16 protein-coding genes are annotated in these 17,937 nt (G+C 66.7%); 5 read left to right on the top strand and 11 right to left on the bottom strand.

Going from position 1 to position 17,937, the window contains the following annotated elements:
- Nucleotides 1-358 precede the first annotated feature (358 nt).
- Both groL and groES read right to left on the bottom strand, forming a co-directional pair.
- Entirely contained in the window at nt 359-2,014 is a 1,656-nt protein-coding gene (groL, locus tag LPW26_RS24395) for a chaperonin GroEL (protein ID WP_238738353.1), read from the bottom strand.
- 32 nt (nt 2,015-2,046) lie between these two features.
- The gene (gene groES / locus LPW26_RS24400) at nt 2,047-2,343 is read right to left on the bottom strand and encodes a co-chaperone GroES (RefSeq protein ID WP_054165399.1); all 297 of its coding nucleotides are present in this window, start codon (nt 2,341-2,343) and stop codon (nt 2,047-2,049) included.
- Between the two features lie 315 nt (nt 2,344-2,658).
- Between groES and LPW26_RS24405 the strand changes: the two genes are divergently transcribed.
- Both LPW26_RS24405 and LPW26_RS24410 read left to right on the top strand, forming a co-directional pair.
- Entirely contained in the window at nt 2,659-3,177 is a 519-nt protein-coding gene (locus tag LPW26_RS24405) for a hypothetical protein (RefSeq protein WP_238738354.1), read from the top strand.
- Between the two features lie 80 nt (nt 3,178-3,257).
- Nucleotides 3,258-4,466 carry an MFS transporter gene (locus LPW26_RS24410; protein WP_238738355.1) on the top strand — a complete coding sequence of 403 codons (1,209 nt, stop codon included), beginning with the start codon at nt 3,258-3,260 and terminating at the stop codon, nt 4,464-4,466.
- A 91-nt stretch (nt 4,467-4,557) separates the two neighbouring features.
- Here the strand turns inward: LPW26_RS24410 and LPW26_RS24415 are convergent, their stop codons facing one another.
- Nucleotides 4,558-5,346: a protein phosphatase CheZ gene (locus LPW26_RS24415; protein WP_238738356.1), complete on the bottom strand. Its 789-nt coding sequence runs from the start codon at nt 5,344-5,346 to the stop codon at nt 4,558-4,560.
- A 291-nt stretch (nt 5,347-5,637) separates the two neighbouring features.
- Between LPW26_RS24415 and LPW26_RS24420 the strand changes: the two genes are divergently transcribed.
- The gene (locus tag LPW26_RS24420) at nt 5,638-6,438 is read left to right on the top strand and encodes a L,D-transpeptidase (RefSeq protein WP_238738357.1); all 801 of its coding nucleotides are present in this window, start codon (nt 5,638-5,640) and stop codon (nt 6,436-6,438) included.
- Between the two features lie 65 nt (nt 6,439-6,503).
- On the opposite strand, the gene LPW26_RS24425 is transcribed toward LPW26_RS24420, so the two are convergent.
- The 6 genes from LPW26_RS24425 to LPW26_RS24450 form a co-directional block, all read right to left on the bottom strand.
- Nucleotides 6,504-7,379: a DUF2076 domain-containing protein gene (locus tag LPW26_RS24425; protein ID WP_238738358.1), complete on the bottom strand. Its 876-nt coding sequence runs from the start codon at nt 7,377-7,379 to the stop codon at nt 6,504-6,506.
- A gap of 116 nt (nt 7,380-7,495) precedes the next feature.
- Nucleotides 7,496-8,383 (bottom strand): ChbG/HpnK family deacetylase, encoded by an 888-nt coding sequence (locus LPW26_RS24430; protein WP_238738359.1) that lies wholly within the window; start codon nt 8,381-8,383, stop codon nt 7,496-7,498.
- Nucleotides 8,380-9,423 (bottom strand): glycosyltransferase family 2 protein, encoded by a 1,044-nt coding sequence (locus tag LPW26_RS24435; protein WP_238738360.1) that lies wholly within the window; start codon nt 9,421-9,423, stop codon nt 8,380-8,382. Before LPW26_RS24435 ends, LPW26_RS24430 begins: the two co-directional genes overlap by 4 nt.
- 102 nt (nt 9,424-9,525) lie before the next feature.
- Nucleotides 9,526-10,503, bottom strand: a complete 978-nt coding sequence (hisG, locus tag LPW26_RS24440) for an ATP phosphoribosyltransferase (protein WP_238738361.1) — start codon at nt 10,501-10,503, stop codon at nt 9,526-9,528.
- Nucleotides 10,500-11,645 carry an ATP phosphoribosyltransferase regulatory subunit gene (locus LPW26_RS24445; protein ID WP_238738362.1) on the bottom strand — a complete coding sequence of 382 codons (1,146 nt, stop codon included), beginning with the start codon at nt 11,643-11,645 and terminating at the stop codon, nt 10,500-10,502. Before LPW26_RS24445 ends, hisG begins: the two co-directional genes overlap by 4 nt.
- Before the next feature lie 135 nt (nt 11,646-11,780).
- Nucleotides 11,781-12,533 (bottom strand): 16S rRNA (uracil(1498)-N(3))-methyltransferase, encoded by a 753-nt coding sequence (locus tag LPW26_RS24450; protein WP_238738363.1) that lies wholly within the window; start codon nt 12,531-12,533, stop codon nt 11,781-11,783.
- Nucleotides 12,534-12,768: 235 nt separating this feature from the next.
- Here LPW26_RS24450 and LPW26_RS24455 point away from each other — a divergent pair, with 235 nt between their 5' ends.
- Nucleotides 12,769-13,473 carry a hypothetical protein gene (locus tag LPW26_RS24455; protein WP_238738364.1) on the top strand — a complete coding sequence of 235 codons (705 nt, stop codon included), beginning with the start codon at nt 12,769-12,771 and terminating at the stop codon, nt 13,471-13,473.
- Nucleotides 13,470-14,423, top strand: a complete 954-nt coding sequence (ubiA, locus tag LPW26_RS24460; protein ID WP_238738365.1) for a 4-hydroxybenzoate octaprenyltransferase — start codon at nt 13,470-13,472, stop codon at nt 14,421-14,423. The genes LPW26_RS24455 and ubiA overlap by 4 nt, the downstream gene beginning before the upstream one ends.
- Nucleotides 14,424-14,438: 15 nt before the next feature.
- On the opposite strand, the gene LPW26_RS24465 is transcribed toward ubiA, so the two are convergent.
- Nucleotides 14,439-17,009, bottom strand: a complete 2,571-nt coding sequence (locus tag LPW26_RS24465; protein WP_238738366.1) for an HWE histidine kinase domain-containing protein — start codon at nt 17,007-17,009, stop codon at nt 14,439-14,441.
- A 399-nt stretch (nt 17,010-17,408) separates the two neighbouring features.
- Nucleotides 17,409-17,915: a DUF6101 family protein gene (locus tag LPW26_RS24470; protein ID WP_238738367.1), complete on the bottom strand. Its 507-nt coding sequence runs from the start codon at nt 17,913-17,915 to the stop codon at nt 17,409-17,411.
- Nucleotides 17,916-17,937 lie beyond the last annotated feature (22 nt).

The following is a 17,937-nucleotide window of genomic DNA, read 5'->3' on the forward strand; positions in this document are numbered from 1 at the left end:
CTGGGATACTGGGTCGCCCGCTTTCGCGGGCGATGACGGGAGGGGGTGGGGTGGCGCAGCGTCAACGGGCGATTGTCCGGGTGATCGCCCCAGTCTCAGCCGTCATCCCCGCGCATGCGGGGATCCAGTATCCCAGAGAGCTCGTTGTTGATCGCTAACGCTCTGGGATACTGGGTCGCCCGCTTTCGCGGGCGATGACGGGAGGGGGTGGGGCGCGGGATGTGCTTTGCCGCCACTCTCTATCACAGCCTGACTTGGTCGCCCCACGCAACAAGGTCGCCCGGAGGCGGCCAAAAGCAACAAGGCCGCCCGGAGGCGGCCTTGGGTGATCGATCGCGAAGGGTGGAGGGGCGCGGGCTTAGAAGCCCATGCCACCCATACCGCCCATGCCACCCATACCGCCGCCGCCAGCCGGCATCGCCGGGGCGTCGGCCTTCGGCAATTCGGCGACCATCGCTTCGGTGGTCACCAGCAGCGACGCGACGGACGAAGCGTCCTGCAGCGCGGTGCGCACCACCTTGGCGGGATCGACGATGCCCTTGGCGAGCATGTCGACATACTCCTCGCTCTGCGCGTCGAAGCCGAACGTCTCCGACTTGTTCTCGAGGATCTTGCCGACCACGATCGAGCCTTCGACGCCGGCGTTCTCGGCGATCTGCCGGATCGGGGCTTCGAGTGCCTTCAGCACGATGTTGATGCCGGCCTGAACGTCGGCATTGTCGTTGTTGATGCGGCCGACGGCCTTCTTGGCGCGCAGCAGGGCGACGCCGCCGCCAGGCACGATGCCTTCCTGCACCGCGGCGCGGGTCGCGTTCAGCGCGTCCTCGACACGGTCCTTCTTTTCCTTGACCTCGACCTCGGTCGCGCCGCCGACGCGGATCACCGCGACGCCGCCGGCGAGCTTGGCCAGACGCTCCTGCAGCTTCTCACGGTCGTAGTCCGAGGTGGTTTCCTCGATCTGCGCCTTGATCTGCGAGACGCGGGCCTCGATGTCGGCCTTCTTGCCGGCGCCGCCCACGATGGTGGTGTTCTCCTTGTCGATCACCACCTTCTTGGCGCGGCCGAGCATCTTGAGCGTGACGCTCTCGAGCTTGATGCCGAGCTCTTCGGTGATCAACTGGCCGGCGGTCAGGATCGCGATGTCTTCCAGCATCGCCTTGCGGCGATCGCCGAAGCCCGGTGCCTTGACGGCCGAGACCTTCAGGCCGCCGCGCAGACGGTTGACCACCAGGGTCGCGAGCGCTTCACCCTCGACGTCCTCGGCGATGATCAGCAGCGGCTTGCCCGACTGCACCACCGCTTCGAGCACCGGCAGCATCGACTGAAGGCCCGAGACCTTCTTCTCGTGCAGCAGGATGTAGACGTCGTCGAGTTCGACGGTCATCTTTTCGGCGTTGGTCACGAAGTAGGGCGACAGGTAGCCGCGGTCGAACTTCATGCCCTCGACGATGTCGACTTCGGTGGTGAGGGACTTGTTCTCTTCGACGGTGATGACACCTTCGTTGCCGACCTTCTGCATCGCCTGGGCGATCATCTTGCCGATCGGCGCGTCGCCGTTGGCCGAGATGGTGCCGACCTGGGCGACTTCGGCCGAGGATGCGACCGGACGGGCTCGCTTCTGGATGTCCTTGACCACCGCCTGCACGGCGATCTCGATACCGCGGCGCAGATCCATCGGGTTCATGCCGGCGGCGACAGCCTTGGCGCCTTCGCGGACGATCGCCTGCGCCAGCACCGTCGCGGTGGTGGTGCCGTCACCGGCGAGGTCGTTGGTCTTCGATGCGACTTCGCGCAGCATCTGCGCGCCCATGTTCTCGAACTTGTCGTCGAGCTCGATCTCCTTGGCGACGGTGACGCCGTCCTTGGTGATGCGCGGTGCGCCGAAGCTCTTCTCGATCAGTACGTTGCGGCCCTTCGGACCGAGCGTGACCTTCACCGCATTGGCGAGGATGTCGACGCCGCGCAGCATCCGATCGCGCGCGTCTCCACCGAATTTGACGTCTTTGGCTGCCATTCAATTCTCTCCTGATATCTGGTGAAGGGGGATCAGCCGACCACGCCCATGATGTCCGACTCTTTCATGATCAGGAGTTCCTGACCGTCGAGCTTGATCTCGGTGCCGGACCACTTGCCGAACAGCACGCGATCGCCCGCCTTGACGTCGATCGGGGTGAGCTTGCCGGTCTCGTCGCGGCCGCCCGGGCCGACGGCGACCACTTCGCCTTCCTGCGGCTTCTCCTTGGCGGAGTCCGGAATGATGATGCCGCCCTTGGTCTTGGTTTCGGCGTCGATCCGCTTCACCACGACGCGGTCATGGAGTGGACGAAAATTGAGCTTAGCCATGGAAGATCCTGTGCTGTGTGCTGGAGGTGCTCGGCTTGCCGTGCCGAGTCGGTGCGCGGTTCAGATAGTCCGCGTTACTGGCAATCGTGCTGCGAGAGTGCTAATTGTGCGTTCCGAATATGGCTTGATGCAGTTCCTGTCAAGCTGAGGGCGCCGAGTTCATGGCTGGTTCAGGGCTTAAGAGCTTGGTGAGGCGAATGTAGGATTCTCGCGGCGAGTCGCTGCGCTGGATCTTCGCCGAATGCATTGCCTGCCGCGGCATTTTACGATTGTGTGGCGACGGGGCGCATGGGGATGTTCTCTCGGGGAGAAATTATGATCAGTTCACGCAACGCACGCGCGCCGCTCAATTTGGCGTTCGCGTCCCTGATGGCGATGGGCCTCGGCGCGTGCGGCAGTGTCGGCGGGTTTGGCGGATTCGGCGGCTCGCAGCCGGTCGAAGTCGCGGAGCCGCCGCCGCCACCGGAACTTCCGGCGACCATCCGGTCTGAAGAGATCGTCGGGCGCTGGGGCCTGGCGTCGTACCAGAATCCCGCGGACCGCTCCCGCACCGAAAAGGCGGCGCTGTCGCAGTGCAAGAATCCCTATGTCATCGGCGCAGGCTCTTCCGGTGGCGTGATCATGCATCTGGCCGACCAGGCGACGCCGCAGGAGCTGCGGCTGAAGGGCTCCCCGGGTGGCAAGAACTACATCGGCCCGGCCGGACCGATCGGCGAGCAGGATCGCGAGATCGTCTCGTTCGACGGTCGCGTCCTGGTGACGCGGTTCCTCGACAAGGATGCCGGCACCCGCTACGGCAACATGGTGTATGTGCGCTGCTCTCCGCGCGCCTGATTGCTGAACAAGCGCGACCGATGCATCGCCGATCAGGCGGTGCCGCCAAGGCGCGGGAGACTGGCTGACGCCATGACGTCATGATCGCACTGCGGCGCCTGTTGGCTGGTCCAGGACGCGCGGTCGTCGTATTGGCGTTCACCCAGATTCTGTGCTGGGGCATCCTGATCTATCCGCCGGTGCTGACCATGCCGCCGCTCACGGCGGATCGCGGTTGGACGCTGGCATTCGGCATGGCCGGCTTCTCGCTGGCGCTGGTGATCTCCGGCATCATGTCGCCGATCGTCGGCGGCCTGATCGATCGCCACGGCGGCCATGTGGTGATGGCGCCCGGCGCGTTGATCGGCGCGCTCGGCATGGCGCTTATCGCACTCGGCGACGCCTGGCCGCTGTATTTCGTCGGCTGGGCGCTGATCGGCGCCGCGATGGCGTCGAGCCTGTACGACCCGGCTTTCGCCACGCTGGCGCGGCTGTTCGGCAGTTCGGCGCGCCGGCAGATCATTCTCGTCACCTTTGCGGGCGGCTTCGCCTCGACGGTCGGCTGGCCGGCGACGCATCTGCTGCTGCAGCATGTCGGCTGGCGTGGCACCTATCTGGTGTTCGCGGCCGTGCTCGCCTTCGTGGTCGCGCCGCTGCATGGCTTCGCGCTGCCGCGGGCCGCGGCCCGCAGCGAAGGCGGGCTGCCTTCGAACCCGCATCCCGTGCCGCAGCAGGCGCTGCGGCCGGAAGGGCGGCCGTTCCTGTTGCTGGCGACGGCGTTCGCGCTGCATGCCCTGATCCTGTCCGGTGTGACCTCGAACCTGCTGGCGATGCTGGAGCGCGGCGGGTTAAGCGGCGCCACCGCCGTGACGGTCGGCGCCTTGTTCGGGCCGGCGCAGGTTGCCGCCCGGCTGCTCGATTTCCTTCTGGCCGGCCGGACCCATCCGCTGTGGATCGCGCGCGGTGCGATCGCCCTGATGGGCGCGGCGTTCGCGATGCTGGCCTTCGTCGGGGTGTCGGTGACGGTGGCGGCGCTGTTCTGCATCGCGTTCGGCGCCGCCAACGGGGTGATGACGATCGCCCGCGGCGGCCTGCCGCTGCTGATGTTCGGGCCGGAAGGTTATGGCCGGGTGATCGGGCGTATCGCGCGGCCGGCGCTGTTCGTGCAGGCCTCGGCGCCGTTCGTGGTCGCCGCCGCGGTCGAGCGGTTTTCCGACGCGGCTGTGATCGAGATCGGCATGCTGGCGGCACTCGCCGGCACCGTCTGCTTCCTGCTGATCAAGCCACCGCCGGCGATGGAGCGTCGCTAGGTCTGAGTATCGTGCCGTCAAAATAGAAGAGCCCCGGTTCTGATGGCCAGAATCGGGGCTCTTCGATGTCGTCTTGATCGATCCTGCAGGATCAATTGAACATCGCGTCGATGTCGTCCTGCGAGGCGTGGCCGTCGTCGCCGAGCGCGCGCGGGCCGTTGAGCAGCTTGGCGTCGCCTTCGCGATTGTCGACCACCGCCGGCACGTGGGCCTTGATGGCGTCGACGCCGCCCCAGATGTCCATCATCACCACGATGTGGTGCTCGATGAACTTCATGGTCTGCATCACCTTGCTGATGCGCTGGCCGGTGAGGTCCTGGAAATTGCAGGCCTCGAAGATCGAGATCACGCGCTCCTGGATTTCCTCGCTGAGCGCCTTCTGCTGATCGGCCGAAGTCACCTTGCCGAGCGCGGTGGCGGCCTGGTCGATCGCTTCCGCGGCTTCGAGGATCTGCTGCGTCGCCTCTTCGGTGCCGCCGACGACGGCGCCGAGTTCGCCGTTGACCTTGGCCATCTCTTCGCCGCTGAAGCTCTTGCTGTGCAGCACCGCGATCTCGCGCTTGGTCTGGTCGATCGCGTTGTGGATCAGATCGAGCTCGACCTTCAGCTTCTCGCACTGTTCGATCTGGGCGCGGTACTGCGCCAGCAGCGCCCGCGCTTCGGCGACTTCTTCCGCCGTGGAGGATTCGATCTGCTGCGTGCCGACGCCACTCGCCAGGATCGGCTGGCCGCCGCCGCCGACGATCTGAGCGCGGATCGCGCGCAGCTCCGACATGATGTCGTGATGGGTCGGACCGTTGTCGCAGTCGATCGGCGCAAGCGGCGGCGCGCTCCCGAGCGTGAGTTCTTCGATCCGGAAGCGCTTGCGTTGACTTGACATCGGCTCATCCCGTTGGCGGCAATACGCCCTTGTAATGCCATCTGTTTAACGGTGCGTTGCCGGTGGGAACTAACAACTCGGCGGACCGCGGCGCCGCGCATACTTGGTATTAACCATGGCCGCGCGCGGTTCATCGAAAATAAACGCTATCTCCAGGATTGGCGCTGTTTTGCGACGTGGTGAATCCTGAACGCGGTTTCGTTTACCAAACCGATCCGGTTTTGGTTTCAGATCCGTTGCGTTCACCGGCGCCTTTGGGCGCATTCCGACGAAACAGTTCAGAGTACGTCGATGTTCAGGAAAACCACGCTTAGCTTGATGACCGGTGTGTCGTGCCTCGCCGCCGGGCTGCCGATCGCCTCGGCCTATGAGATGCAGTCGCCGTCCTCGCCGACGGTGATCTATGGGGCGCCGCAGACGCCGCAGCCATTGCCGGTTCGCACCGCTTCGGCCCAGCGCAACAATATGGGCGGCGGCTTCATCGAATTTCTGTTCAGCGACGGCGATCAGCCGGCGCGGCCGCAATACTACGAGCCGGATCCGTCTACCTATTATCAGGGGCGCCGCGGCCAGTCGCTGCCGCCGATGGATCCGCAGATGCAGGGCATGCGGCAGCCCGAGACGATCGACCCGGCGCGTCCGGCGTTCGATCCGAGATACGAGAAGCAGGTGGTCGACTATCAGGGCAACGAGAAGGCCGGCACGATCGTGGTCGATACGCCCAACAAGTTCCTCTACCTGGTGCAGGGTGACGGTCGCGCATTGCGCTACGGCATCGGCGTCGGTCGCCCCGGCTTCACCTGGTCGGGCGTCAAGACGATCTCGGCCAAGCGCGAATGGCCGTCGTGGACGCCGCCGAAGGAAATGCTGGCGCGCCGGCCCGACCTGCCGCGCTTCATGGAGGGCGGACCGGACAACCCGCTCGGCGCGCGGGCGATGTATCTCGGCTCGTCGCTGTATCGCATTCACGGCTCCAACGAGCCCTGGACCATCGGCACCAACGTGTCGTCCGGCTGCATCCGGATGCGCAACGAGGACGTCATCGACCTCTACGGCCGCGTCAATGTCGGCGCCCGCGTCGTCGTGATCTGATCGCGGCTGCAACGACAACGGCCGCCCGTTGGGCGGCCGTTGCGATATTGATGCGTCGATCAGCTTCAGGCGAAGTCGCTGTCGCCGCCGCCGTCGTCGAAGCCGTCGTCCATGTCGTCATGGTCGTAGCCGGCATCGGCCATGCGATCGTAGTCATCGCTGCGGCCGGACTCGTTCGTGCCCTGATCCACCGCGCCGTAGCGCGAACTGTCGTCGACGCCGCCGCGCTGCGAGCCGATGTCGCCGAGGCCGGCCTGCTGCGCCAGGCTGCCGCCCGACTGATCGCCGCTGCCGCCCCACGGATTCTGGCCGCCGCCGAGCCCGGACTGATCGGCCATACTTTGATGGCCGCCGCCCATCATGCCGCGGATGCTGGAGAGCAGCAGCGAGCCGCCGACCACGCCCGCGGCCGCGGCCGCAGCGGTGCCGAGGAACGAGCCGCCGCCACCGCCGACCGGCGACGGCGCACCGCCGCCGAAGCCGCCGCCGCCCTGCGGGCCGCCATAGCCGCCGCCTTGTTGGCCGCCGTAGCCGCTACCCGGCGGCGTGTACTGACCCTGCTGCGGACCTAACACCTGTCCGGTGTTCCAGGATGGCCGGCTGCCGCCACCTGGCGGAGGCACGTTCGGGACCGAGCCGCGCTGCGAAGCCTGGTTCGGATTCTGGCCAAAGATCGCGTCACGCATGGTGTCGAGGAAGCCGCCACCCGGATTGCCCTCGGGGGCGCGATCGCCGGCCTCGAGCTGCTGGATGCGCTCATGCGCGCGCTTCAGCGCCTCGTCCTGCACCAGAACCGTCTGCACCAGCCCGTAGATCGCGTTCGGTGCGATCCGCTGTCCCTGGGCGATCGCCGCGGCTGCGTCGGGATCGCGCGGGGCGGATTCCAGACGGGCGAGTCGTTCGAACAAATCGTCCACAAGCTGACGTTCTTGCGGTGTCATGATGATCTCCCTCAGCGTCCGTTGCTCACGCAGCGCGATCCGCCGGATGCGGCGCAGCGGGCATGAGTGGCTAAAAATGTAGGAACACGGCGGGGCGGCCATAAGGCCCGTGCGGATTAATTTTCGGTAGGAGAGGGCGTCGTGGAGAACCGGTCGGCGCGGCGCAGCAGCGCTACGTTGTGCGCGTCGAGCAGCGCCGGGAAACGGTCGCCGGCAAGGAACGCGTGTTCGCGTTCGCGCTGACCGGTGAACGGGTCGAGACTGATCAGCACGTCATCGACAAAGCCGGGGTGGCACATCACCAGGCCGCGGTCCGGCAGGCCGTCGAGAAACGACGCCATCAGCGATTCAAAATCGCTGTCGCGGGCGAAGTCATAGGCGCCGGAAAAGCCCGGGTTGAAGGCGAGCCCCGCGCGTGCGGCGCGATGGCGAAACGGCGCACTCAGCGCGTCGAGCAACAGCGGCTTCGGCGAGCCGAGCCGCCGCGCCAGCGGCTGCGAACGGCCGCACTGCCGTACCCAGGCGTCGGGTGCAAGCGTCTTCACCACATCGACGAAGGCATCGCGCACCTGCGGAAACAGCTGCACGTGCTGATGGCCATCGACGTAGTCGGGCATCCGGCCGAAGCGTTCGGCGAAGGCTTCGAGCTGTGCGGTGAGTTCGGTGGCGATGATGGCGCGATCGTGCCGGCGCAGCAGCGTGCCGCGCAGCTTGCGGCCGAGCGGCAGGAAGATGCCGCCATGCAGCGGATGATAGTGCATGGTCAGCGGCGAGAACGGCGCCGTCAGCGTCGCATGCAGGCCGATCGCGCAATCCGGATTGGCGGCCGCGACATCGATCAGCGCCCGCACCTCGTCGCGGTCGATCGCGTGGCCGACCATCATCACCGAGGTGGCGTTGATGCGGTGCCTGGCGATCAGGTCGCGGATCGCGCGGTTGACGCCCGGGCTCATGCCGTAATCGTCGGCGCACAGCCAGATCCGCCGCGGCGCAGCCTCGCTCATTCGGCAGCGGATTGTTCGCTGCGGGCGGCGCTCGCGCCCGGGTCGGATTGGCGGACGCTGTGTTCGGCGATGAAGTAGATCGGCCGCGCTTTGAGCTCCGACAGGATCTTGCCGATGTACTCGCCGACGATGCCGATCATCAGCAGTTGCACGCCGCCGATCGTCATCATGCCGACCATCAGCGACGGATAGCCCGGCACCGATTTGCCGTCGATCCAGGTCTCCCACAGGATCGACAGCCCGAACAGGAACGCGCCGAGCGCCAGCAGCACGCCGAGCAGGCTGGCGATCCGCAGCGGCGCCACCGAGAACGATGTCAGGCCTTCGATCGACAGGCCGATCAGCCGGCTGGCGCTGAAGGTGCTGAAGCCGTGGGCGCGCGGCTCGGGCTCGTAGTCGACGCGGAACTGGCGGAAGCCGATCCAGGTCGCCAGGCCCTTGAAGAAGCGGTTGCGCTCGGGCAGCTGCTTCAGGGCTGCAGCGGCGCGCGGCGACAGCAGGCGGAAATCGCCGGCATCTTCGGGAATCTTGGTGCGCGCGCCCCAATTGATCAGCGCGTAGAAACCGCGCACGGCAGTGCGGCGCAGCCGCGGCTCGTTGTCGCGATGTGCCTTGGCGGTGAACACCACGTCGTAGCCGTCGTCGATCCAGTGCGACACCAGCTTCTCGGCGAGCTCCGGCGCGTGCTGGCCGTCGCCGTCCATGAACAGCACGGCGCCGCGCCGGGCGTGATCGAGCCCGGCCAGCAGCGCGGCTTCCTTGCCGAAATTACGCGACAGCGACAGCACCTGGACGTCGATGCCATCGGCCGGAAGATTGCGGGCGATGCTCAGCGTGGCATCGGCGCTGCCGTCGTCGACATAGACGACCTCGCAGGCCAGGCCGTAGCGCTGGCGCAGCGTCATCGACAGCGTCGACAGCCGGTTGTGCAACGCCTGCAGCCCGGCCGCCTCGTTGAACACCGGCACGACGATCGACAGCCCCGGCGCAGCGGCGTTCGCTCCGGCATTCAGCCCTGACAGGTCGCTCCCCAGCTTCATCGGTCGGTTCCGGCTGTCTTTGTGTCCAGTTCGGCGATCTGCATAGTCATATGGCGACGGCGCCGGATTGTCGCCACCGGCGAGGCGGCCGCGCAGCCGGCTTTAATGCCCCAGAAAGGCTGCAAGTTTGCTGAACAGCGGATTGTCCTTGTCGAACACGTAGTCGAGCGAGGCGACCGACACGGTGTCGGCGCCGTGTTCGCGCAGGAAACTGCCGAGCCCGTAAAGCTGTGCGGGCGGGCAGTGCAGCGTCAGCATGCCCGATGAGGTCGGGCCGCCGAACGGCGAGACCACGCCGAAGCGCTGATGCGCCTCGGCCAGCAGCGCGTCGTTGCAGCCGGCGAAACGGGTGCGGACTTCCTTGTATTTGCTGGCGCGGGCGCGCGAGGCGATCTGGTCGAGGATGACGCGCGCGGTCTCCCTTGCGTCGGCAGACCAGTCGGCTTCGCGCGAGGCGACCAAATTGGCCTGGCTGCGCAGCATGACGCCGTCGTCCAGCACCTTGAGGCCGTTGGCGGCGAGCGTCGCACCGGTGGTGGTGATGTCGACGATCATCTCGGCGGTCCCGACCGCGGGCGCGCCCTCGGTGGCGCCGGCGCTTTCGACGATCCGGTAGTCCACAATGTTGTGCTGCGCGAAGAAGCCTCGAGTCAGGTTGATGTATTTGGTGGCGACGCGCATCCGGCGATTGTGCTGGGCGCGGAAGCCGGTCGAGACGTCGTCGAGATCCGCCATGGTGCGGACGTCGATCCACGCCTGCGGCACCGCGACCACGACATTGGCGTAGCCGAAGCCAAGCCCGTCGATCAGCAGCACGCGCGTGTCCGCCTCGGCGATGTTCTCGCGCAGCAGGTCCTCGCCGGTGACGCCGAAATGCACCGCGCCGCGCGCCAGATTGGCGGCGATCTCGCTGGCCGACAAATACGCCACCTCGACATTGGGGAGGCCGGCGACGGTGCCGCGATAGTCGCGCGCTCCGCCGGGCTTGGTCAGTGCCATGCCGGCGCGGGCGAAAAAGGCTTCGGCGTTTTCCTGCAGGCGGCCCTTGGACGGGACCGCAAGAACGAACGGCGCGCTCATGCGGCACCTCCGGTGGTCTGAATCATCGCCTCGATCCAGATCGAGAAGCCGACGGCGGGGATCGGGGCGCTGGCGCCGAGTTGGCTCATCAGCCCGTCATAGCGGCCGCCCGCGACCAGCGGATCGTCGCCATTGCCGATGCGATGCAGCTCGAATTCGAAGCCGGTGTAGTAATCGACGCCGCGCCCGAACGAGGTCGAGAACCGGACCCGGGTGAGATCGATGCCGCGCTCGGCCATGAAGCCGATCCGGGCTTCGAATTGATCGATCGCCGGATCAATTGCCAACTGGGCATCGGCCGCGAGGCTGCGGAGCTGCTTCAACGCGTCGCGGGGATCGCCGTTGATCGAGAGGAAGCGCTTGATCTTCTGCAGTGCGTCGCGCGGCAGCGCGCCGCTCTTCAGCGTCGATTGTTCGAGGAAGCGGTCGGCGATCTCGGCGACCGAGCGGCCGCCCAGCGTGGTGGCGCCGGCGATCGACATCAGGTCGGTGACCAGCGCCAGCGCCGCCTTGCGGTCGGAGCCGGCGAGCGCCGCCAGCACGCCCTCATATTCGTTGGCGCTGGAGGTCGCGAGCGTCAGCCGCTCGATGTCCTGGGCGAGGTCAACCTTGCGGTTGAAGTCCTTCATCAGCCGCCGCCGCCACACCGGATAGAGGCCAAGCGCATCGATCAGCGCCGAGAACAGCGCGACGTCGCCGGTGCGGATATCGACGTCGCCGACGCCGAACGCAGCGGTCGCCTCCAGCCCCAGCGCCAGCATCTCGGCGTCGGCCGCGGGGCGGTCCTGCCGGCCGAAGGATTCGATGCCGGCCTGCAGAAACTCACTCGGCTTGCCGCCGCGCTGGCGGAACACCGGGCCGAGATAGCAGAACCCGGTCGGCTGACCGGCGTCGGCCGAGGCGAGGTAGTCGCGCGCCACCGGGATCGTCAGATCCGGCCGCAGGCACAGCTCTTCGCCGCTGGCGTCTGTGGTGAGATAGAGGCTCTTGCGGATATCCTCGCCCGAGAGGTCGAGAAACGGTTCCGCCGGCTGCAAGATGGCCGGCTCGGCGCGGACATAGCCGGCCTGGGCGAAGGATTGCAGCAGCGCTTCCGCCCACTCGGCGGATCCGGTCGCGCGAGTGGCGGCGGTCTTGGTCATGGTCGAAATTCCAGCGATCCCGGTTGAGGGAGGGGCAAATGGATGTCGGCGCAGCCCTTAACACGGCCGAATGACAGTTTCGACCGTGATCCGACGGCGGCGGCGCGCCGGCCGGCTGCGAATGGTCGAATATACCTAATGCCCCCAGTCCCCGAGCACCGCCTGCACCAGCGCCAGCGCCGCCACTGCGGCGGTGTCGGCCCGCATGATCCGTGGGCCGAGCGCCAGCCGCAGGATCGACGGCTGCCGCAGCAGCAGGTCACGCTCGCCGCCGGAAAATCCGCCTTCGGGGCCGACCAGCAGGTCGATGCCCTGCGCCGCCGCCGGCTTTGCGCCCTGCAGGGCGGCGACCGGATCGGCGACTTCGGCGTCCTCGTCGCAGAACACCAGCAATCGGCCACTCTCCATCCGGCTGGCGAGCCAGCGCTCCAGCGCGAGCGGTTCCTCGACACCGGCCAGACTGAGGATGCCGCATTGCTCGGCGGCCTCGATCACATTGGCCCGCATCCGTTCGGTGTTGAGGCGGTGCACCTGGGTATGCTGGGTGAGCACCGGCTGGAGCCGGCCGGCGCCCATTTCCACCGCCTTTTGCGCCATATAGTCCAGCCGGGCGTGCTTCAGCGGCGCAAACGCGTAGGTGACGTCGGGTAACCGGTCCTGCGGCCGGGTCTGTGCGGCGATCTCCAGCTGTTCCGGGCGCTTGCGGCCGCCCACCACCGCGCGCCACTCGCCGTCGCGGCCGTTGAAGGCCAGCACGGGGGCGCCGGCGGCGAGCCGCAGCACGTTGCCGAGGTAATTGCTCTGGTCGCGATCCAGCGCCACCTGCGCGCCGGCGGCGAGGTCGGCGTCGACGAACAGCCGGGGACTGCGGAATTCATAGCGTGACATGGCGAGGCTCCGCGCCGTTCTAATCCAAAGGTCCAGCAAAATCAGCAGCTAAACGTGGCGAACCGCCGCGCTGCCGCCCTATTCGACGGGTTGTTAAGGGGCCGTGGGAATCGTAAAAGGCGCGGGCGGCGGAAAGCCCCGGCGCGCCAGACGGATCTGTTGCCGTCTCTTTCAAGATCCTTTTCTGTTTCTTGGGACAGTTGGAGACCATCGAACCTTGCCGGAGGAGCAACCTTTGATCATCCGCCGTTTGATTGTGCCGACGGTCGCCGCCGTCATCGCGATGCACAGCCTGCCGGTCAATGCGCAAAGCGCATTCCCGGCCCCGCTGCCGAGCCAGGCGGCGTCCTCCCCGTTTCCGGCGCCGCTGCCGAATCAATCCGCGGCGCCCGCCGCGGCCCAGCCCTCGCCGTTTCCGCCCGTCAGCGGCAGCAGCGCCTTTCCGACGGCCGGCGCAGCGCCGATCGCCGGCGGCGGAGGCGGTTTTGCGCCGCCGCCCCAGGCCGCGCCGATGGGGCAGCAGGCCGCCGGCGAAGAGTGCATGAACGAATTCGTCAAGCTGCGGCAGGAAGCCGAGAAGCGCGGCGCGGCCATTCAGGCCGCCGGCAAGCGCAAGGCCCCGGCCGCCGAGGCCTGTAAGCTGATCACCGCGTTCGCCGCCTCCGAGACCAAGATGATCAGCTATGTGGTGAGCAATTCCAAGCGCTGCGGCATTCCGGGCGAAATCGCCGATCAGCTGAAGAAGGGCCATCAGAACACCAGCGGCATGCAGAAGAAGGTCTGCGATATCGCGGCCCAGCAGCAGCAGCGTGGTCCGGCCGGTCCGAGCCTCGCCGACGTGCTGGGCTCCTCGACCGCGGCGCCAGAGGCGAATGCTTCGGCCAAGAAGTTCGGCGGCACGACCTTCGACACCCTGAACGGAAACGTGCTGCAGAGATGACCGGCCTCCCGATCACCGGCGCGACGGCGCCGGTTGCCGATTCCACCGGCAACTGGGTCGATCGCCATGCGCCGGAATGGTCGCGGCCGTATCTGCGTCTCGCCCGGTTCGATCGCCCGATCGGCTCGTGGCTGCTGCTGATGCCGTGCTGGTGGGCGGCGGCGCTGGCCGCCGGTATGGCCCACGATCTCAATCACCTGCCGCTGATCTGCGCGCTGTTCTTCGTCGGCGCCTTCGTCATGCGCGGCGCCGGCTGCACCTGGAACGACATCACTGACCGCGATCTCGACGGCAAGGTCGAGCGCACCCGGTCGCGGCCGATCCCCTCGGGGCAGGTCACCGCCCGGCAGGCCGCCGTGTTTATGGTGATGCTGTGTTTGATCGGCCTTGCGGTGCTGGTGCAGTTCAACCCGTTTGCGATCGCGACCGGCATTGCGTCGCTGATCATCGTCGCGGCCTATCCGTTCATGAAGCGGATTACCTACTGGCCGCAGATCGTACTTGGCCTCGCGTTCTCGTGGGGCGCGTTGATGGGTTTCGCCGTCACCTTCGCTCGGCTCGATGTGGTGCCCTTCGTGCTGTATGCCGGCTCGATCGCCTGGGTGGTCGGCTACGACACCATGTACGCGCATCAGGATGCCGAAGACGATCTGCTGGTCGGCATCAAGTCGACCGCACTGCTGTTCGGTGCCAAGACACACACCGCATTGTCGGTGCTCTACGGGATCTCTGTGACGCTGATCGGCACCGCGTTGTGGCTGGCGAACTCCGGCTGGTTTGCCTGGATCGGGCTGGCGGTGTTTGCCGCGCATCTCGCCTCGCAGATCGTTCGGCTCGACATCCGAAACTCGCCGCTGTGCCTGAAGCTGTTCAAGTCGAATCGCGACGCCGGGCTTCTGCTGTTCATCGGCCTCGTTGCCGACGCGGTCGTCCGGACGATGACGGCCTAAGCGTCACCGCGCCGATTACTTCCCCAGCACCTTGCGGATCGCCGCAGTGATCCCGGCGAGGTCGTAGGGCTTGTTGACCACCACCACGTACTTGTGCCGATCGATCTGCTGCATTTGCTCGCCATAACCGGTGGTGAACATGAACGGCACACCGCGTTCGCCCAAACGCTCTGCGATCGGCAAACTGCTCTCCTGACCGAGATTGACGTCGAGCAGCGCGATCTCGAACGTGTCGCGATCGATCTCGGCCAGTGCCTGGGAGACGCTTGCGGCCGTGGCGACGCGTGCTGCACCGAGCCTGTGCAGGATGTCTTCGGCGTCCATGGCGATGATGAGGCTGTCTTCGACCAACAGCGCCGCGCCGCTCAACAACGTGTTCGGATCAATCGGGGTCTTTCCGGGCGCAATGCTGACCGTGCCTGGCACGACCGGCGGTCTCACGATCGCGCTCTCGCTGACGTGGCGCGCCGGCACGCACAAATCGACCTCCAGTCCGGCCAATTCGTAGCGCACACGGGCTTCGCCGCCGAGGTCGTACGGGACCGAGCGATTGATGATGGTCGAGCCGAACCCTTCGCGGGTCGGCGGCCGCACCGGCGGTCCGCCGTGCTCGCGCCATTCGATCCGCAGATCGCCGTCGATGTCCAGACACCAGTCGACTCGCACCCGGCCGCTGTCCGACAGCGCGCCGTACTTTGCCGAGTTGGTCATCAGCTCGTGAATCACCAGCGCCAGCGTCGTGAACGCCTGCGGTTGAAGTAACACATCGGGGCCCGCGAGTTCGACGCGGTCGCGCTTGCCGCCGAGATAGGCCGCGGCTTCGGTTTCGATCAGCATGCCGAGCGGCGCGGGACTCCAATTGTCCTTGGTGATCTGATCATGCGCTCGCGCCAGGCTTTGGATGCGGCCATCCAGCATGTTGAGCGCCGGATGATACTCGCCCGGCTCGCGCGACTGGCGCAGCAGGCCGCGGATCAGCGCCAGGATGTTGCGGACGCGGTGGTTGAGTTCGGCGATCAGCAGGTCCTGGCGCTCGGCCGCGCGGCGCCGTTCTTCCTGGGCCTCGTCGGTGATACGCAGGATGATCTCGATCATCGAGATCCGCAGCATCTCGGCGACGCGCAACTCGGCTTCGGAGAACGGCTGCGAGCGTCCACGGACCTCCTGGCTCCACGCCTCGAAGCTCTGTCTCGGCGTCAGTCGGGCGCCGTGCGGGCCGTAGCTCGCCGGCTTCTGCGGATCGCCCGCCCAGGTCACGGTCCGGATCTGCTCCTGACGGAACAGCAGGACGTAGTCGCGGGGCGTGCGCGAGATCGGAATCGCCAGGACGCCGGCGGCAACGTCGTCATAGGCGGCGGCCGACGGGATCGTATCGGCGAGGTGGTCGGTCGCAAAGATCCGCCCGGCCGCCATGGCGTTCAACCGGCGGACAATGGTGCGCAGTTCGCCGGTCGGCGGCGTCAGCCCGTCCAGCGCGACGCGACCGTCCATCCAGATCGCGATGCCATCATTCGGCACCGTGTCGTGCAGCATGGAGCCGAGCCAGTCCGGATTCTCCAGCAGGGTCGAGTCGCCGGCGATCGCCGCCAGCAGCCGGTCGCTCGCGGCGCGTGCATTGTTCTCGTAGCCGGCCATCGCCTTGCGCTCGCGGCCTTCGAGCTTCAACGCGAACATCTGGCCGAACAGCTCGGCGATCGAGCGGCGCTCGAAACTCGGCAGGCGCGGCCCGTTATAATGGTGGCAGGCGAACAGGCCCCACAGCCTGCCTTCGATCACGATCGAGATCGACATCGAGGCGCTCACGCCCATGTTCTTCAGATATTCGATGTGGATCGGCGACACCGAGCGCAGCACCGACAGCGACAGGTCGATCGGCGTTCCGCGCTCGTCGAGCTGCGGATAGATCGGCGTCGGCGGCGCGTCGACATCCGCGATGATGCGGAACGGGGTGCGCAGATAAAGCTGGCGCGCCTGCACCGGAATGTCGGAGGCGGGATACCGAAGGTCGAGAAAGCTGCCGATGCCGGAGCGAGCGGCTTCGGCCACCACCGTGCCGGAGCCATCGGCATCGAAACGATACACCATCACCCGGTCGAAGCCGGTGAGGGCGCGGACCTGCCGGGCACCTTCGTGCAGGAAAGCTTTTTCGTCCGGCGTGGAGTCCAGCCGCGAGATCATCGCCCGGATGGTGCTGGCGGTGTCGGGCTGGCTTTCGCCTGCGCAGGGCTCGGCCTCGACAATGACGGTGCGGCCCGAAACGTGAACGGCAAAGTCGAAACGCTGCGACTTCCCCGGCAGTTCGTAGCCGAATACGCGCTCTACGGCGTCGAGGCCGCGTAGCAGCGTCAGCCGGTTTCGCAGCGTATGGACCGCCGAGATGCCGAGATGGTCAGACGCATGGGTGCCGAGCATGTCCTCGGCCGAAATTCCGAAAAAATCGATGACGTTTGTCGAGGCGCGCTGGATCAACCAGTCGGTGGAGAGCGCCAGCAGAAACCCGAAGGGCTGAATTGCACCAAGCTGATGGATCGGCTCGCGGTCGCAATTCGTCAGGTCGACATCGGAGTTCGGAATGTTGTCCGGCACACTTAACCTTTGCAAGCCGCCTGGGAGCCGCTCACCGCTGTGAGGCGCCATCGACTTTTCGTGCCTCCCTGTCGAGAGGCTCAATTATTGGGAGTTTCGGATGGTCTCCACTCGCAACAGGCGAGCGGCATTGTCTGATCGGACCGCGCACTGCCTCGTTACCGGCGGCCCATGACTGGCTTCGGCTGATAACGGCGACGGTGGGGTGGAGGTTCCACCCGCACAGACGGTCGCTTTCGCGTTCAGTTTTCGACTTTGTAAGACAGTCGAAAACGGCCGCATCGACCTTGCGTCGGATACGGCCGCTTGGAACGCTTTTGCAGGGCTCAGTAAGGCCTGTTGCCGTAGCCCGGGGAACTCAAGCGCCATAGGTCAGTCAGGCGCCGCAATTGGCGTCGCTCACGTGCGAGCGATGATTTCCCGTTCGCCCGCGTAATTCCGTGGTGCGTTCAGCAGCGCGCCAGTGCGGCGGCGGACCAGGAAGCGCGGCCGACGGCGGCTGATGATGCAATGGCGACGGCGACGCTGCGCCGGTTCGCGCGGCGTGTCGTCGGGTAGCAGCGGCAGCTCGAGGATCTCGCTCCACAGCGTTCGCACGGCGTCGATTTCCTCGGCGTCGTCGCTGATACAGAGCGGCACCGACAGCGACGGGTCGCGATGCACCAGCATCAGCATCCGGCCGTCGTCGAGCCCGCGGCAGGCGATGCCACGGAAGTCGCTGACCTGCACCTTGATGGCCATTCGCATGCCGGCCACCGCGCGATGCAGGATGACGCGCTCGCGATGCAATTCGATTTGCCGGGTGCCGCCATCGGCCCGCACATCGTGCGCGTCGAAGCGGATCGGCAGTGAGAGGGGGTGGGGGCCCCGCGGGCCGGGGGGCCCCCCGGGGCGGCAGTACCCCAATTGTGGTTTTAGCCGCACACCG

It is taken from the genome of Rhodopseudomonas infernalis (assembly GCF_022271405.1).
Taxonomy (GTDB): domain Bacteria; phylum Pseudomonadota; class Alphaproteobacteria; order Rhizobiales; family Xanthobacteraceae; genus Rhodopseudomonas; species Rhodopseudomonas infernalis.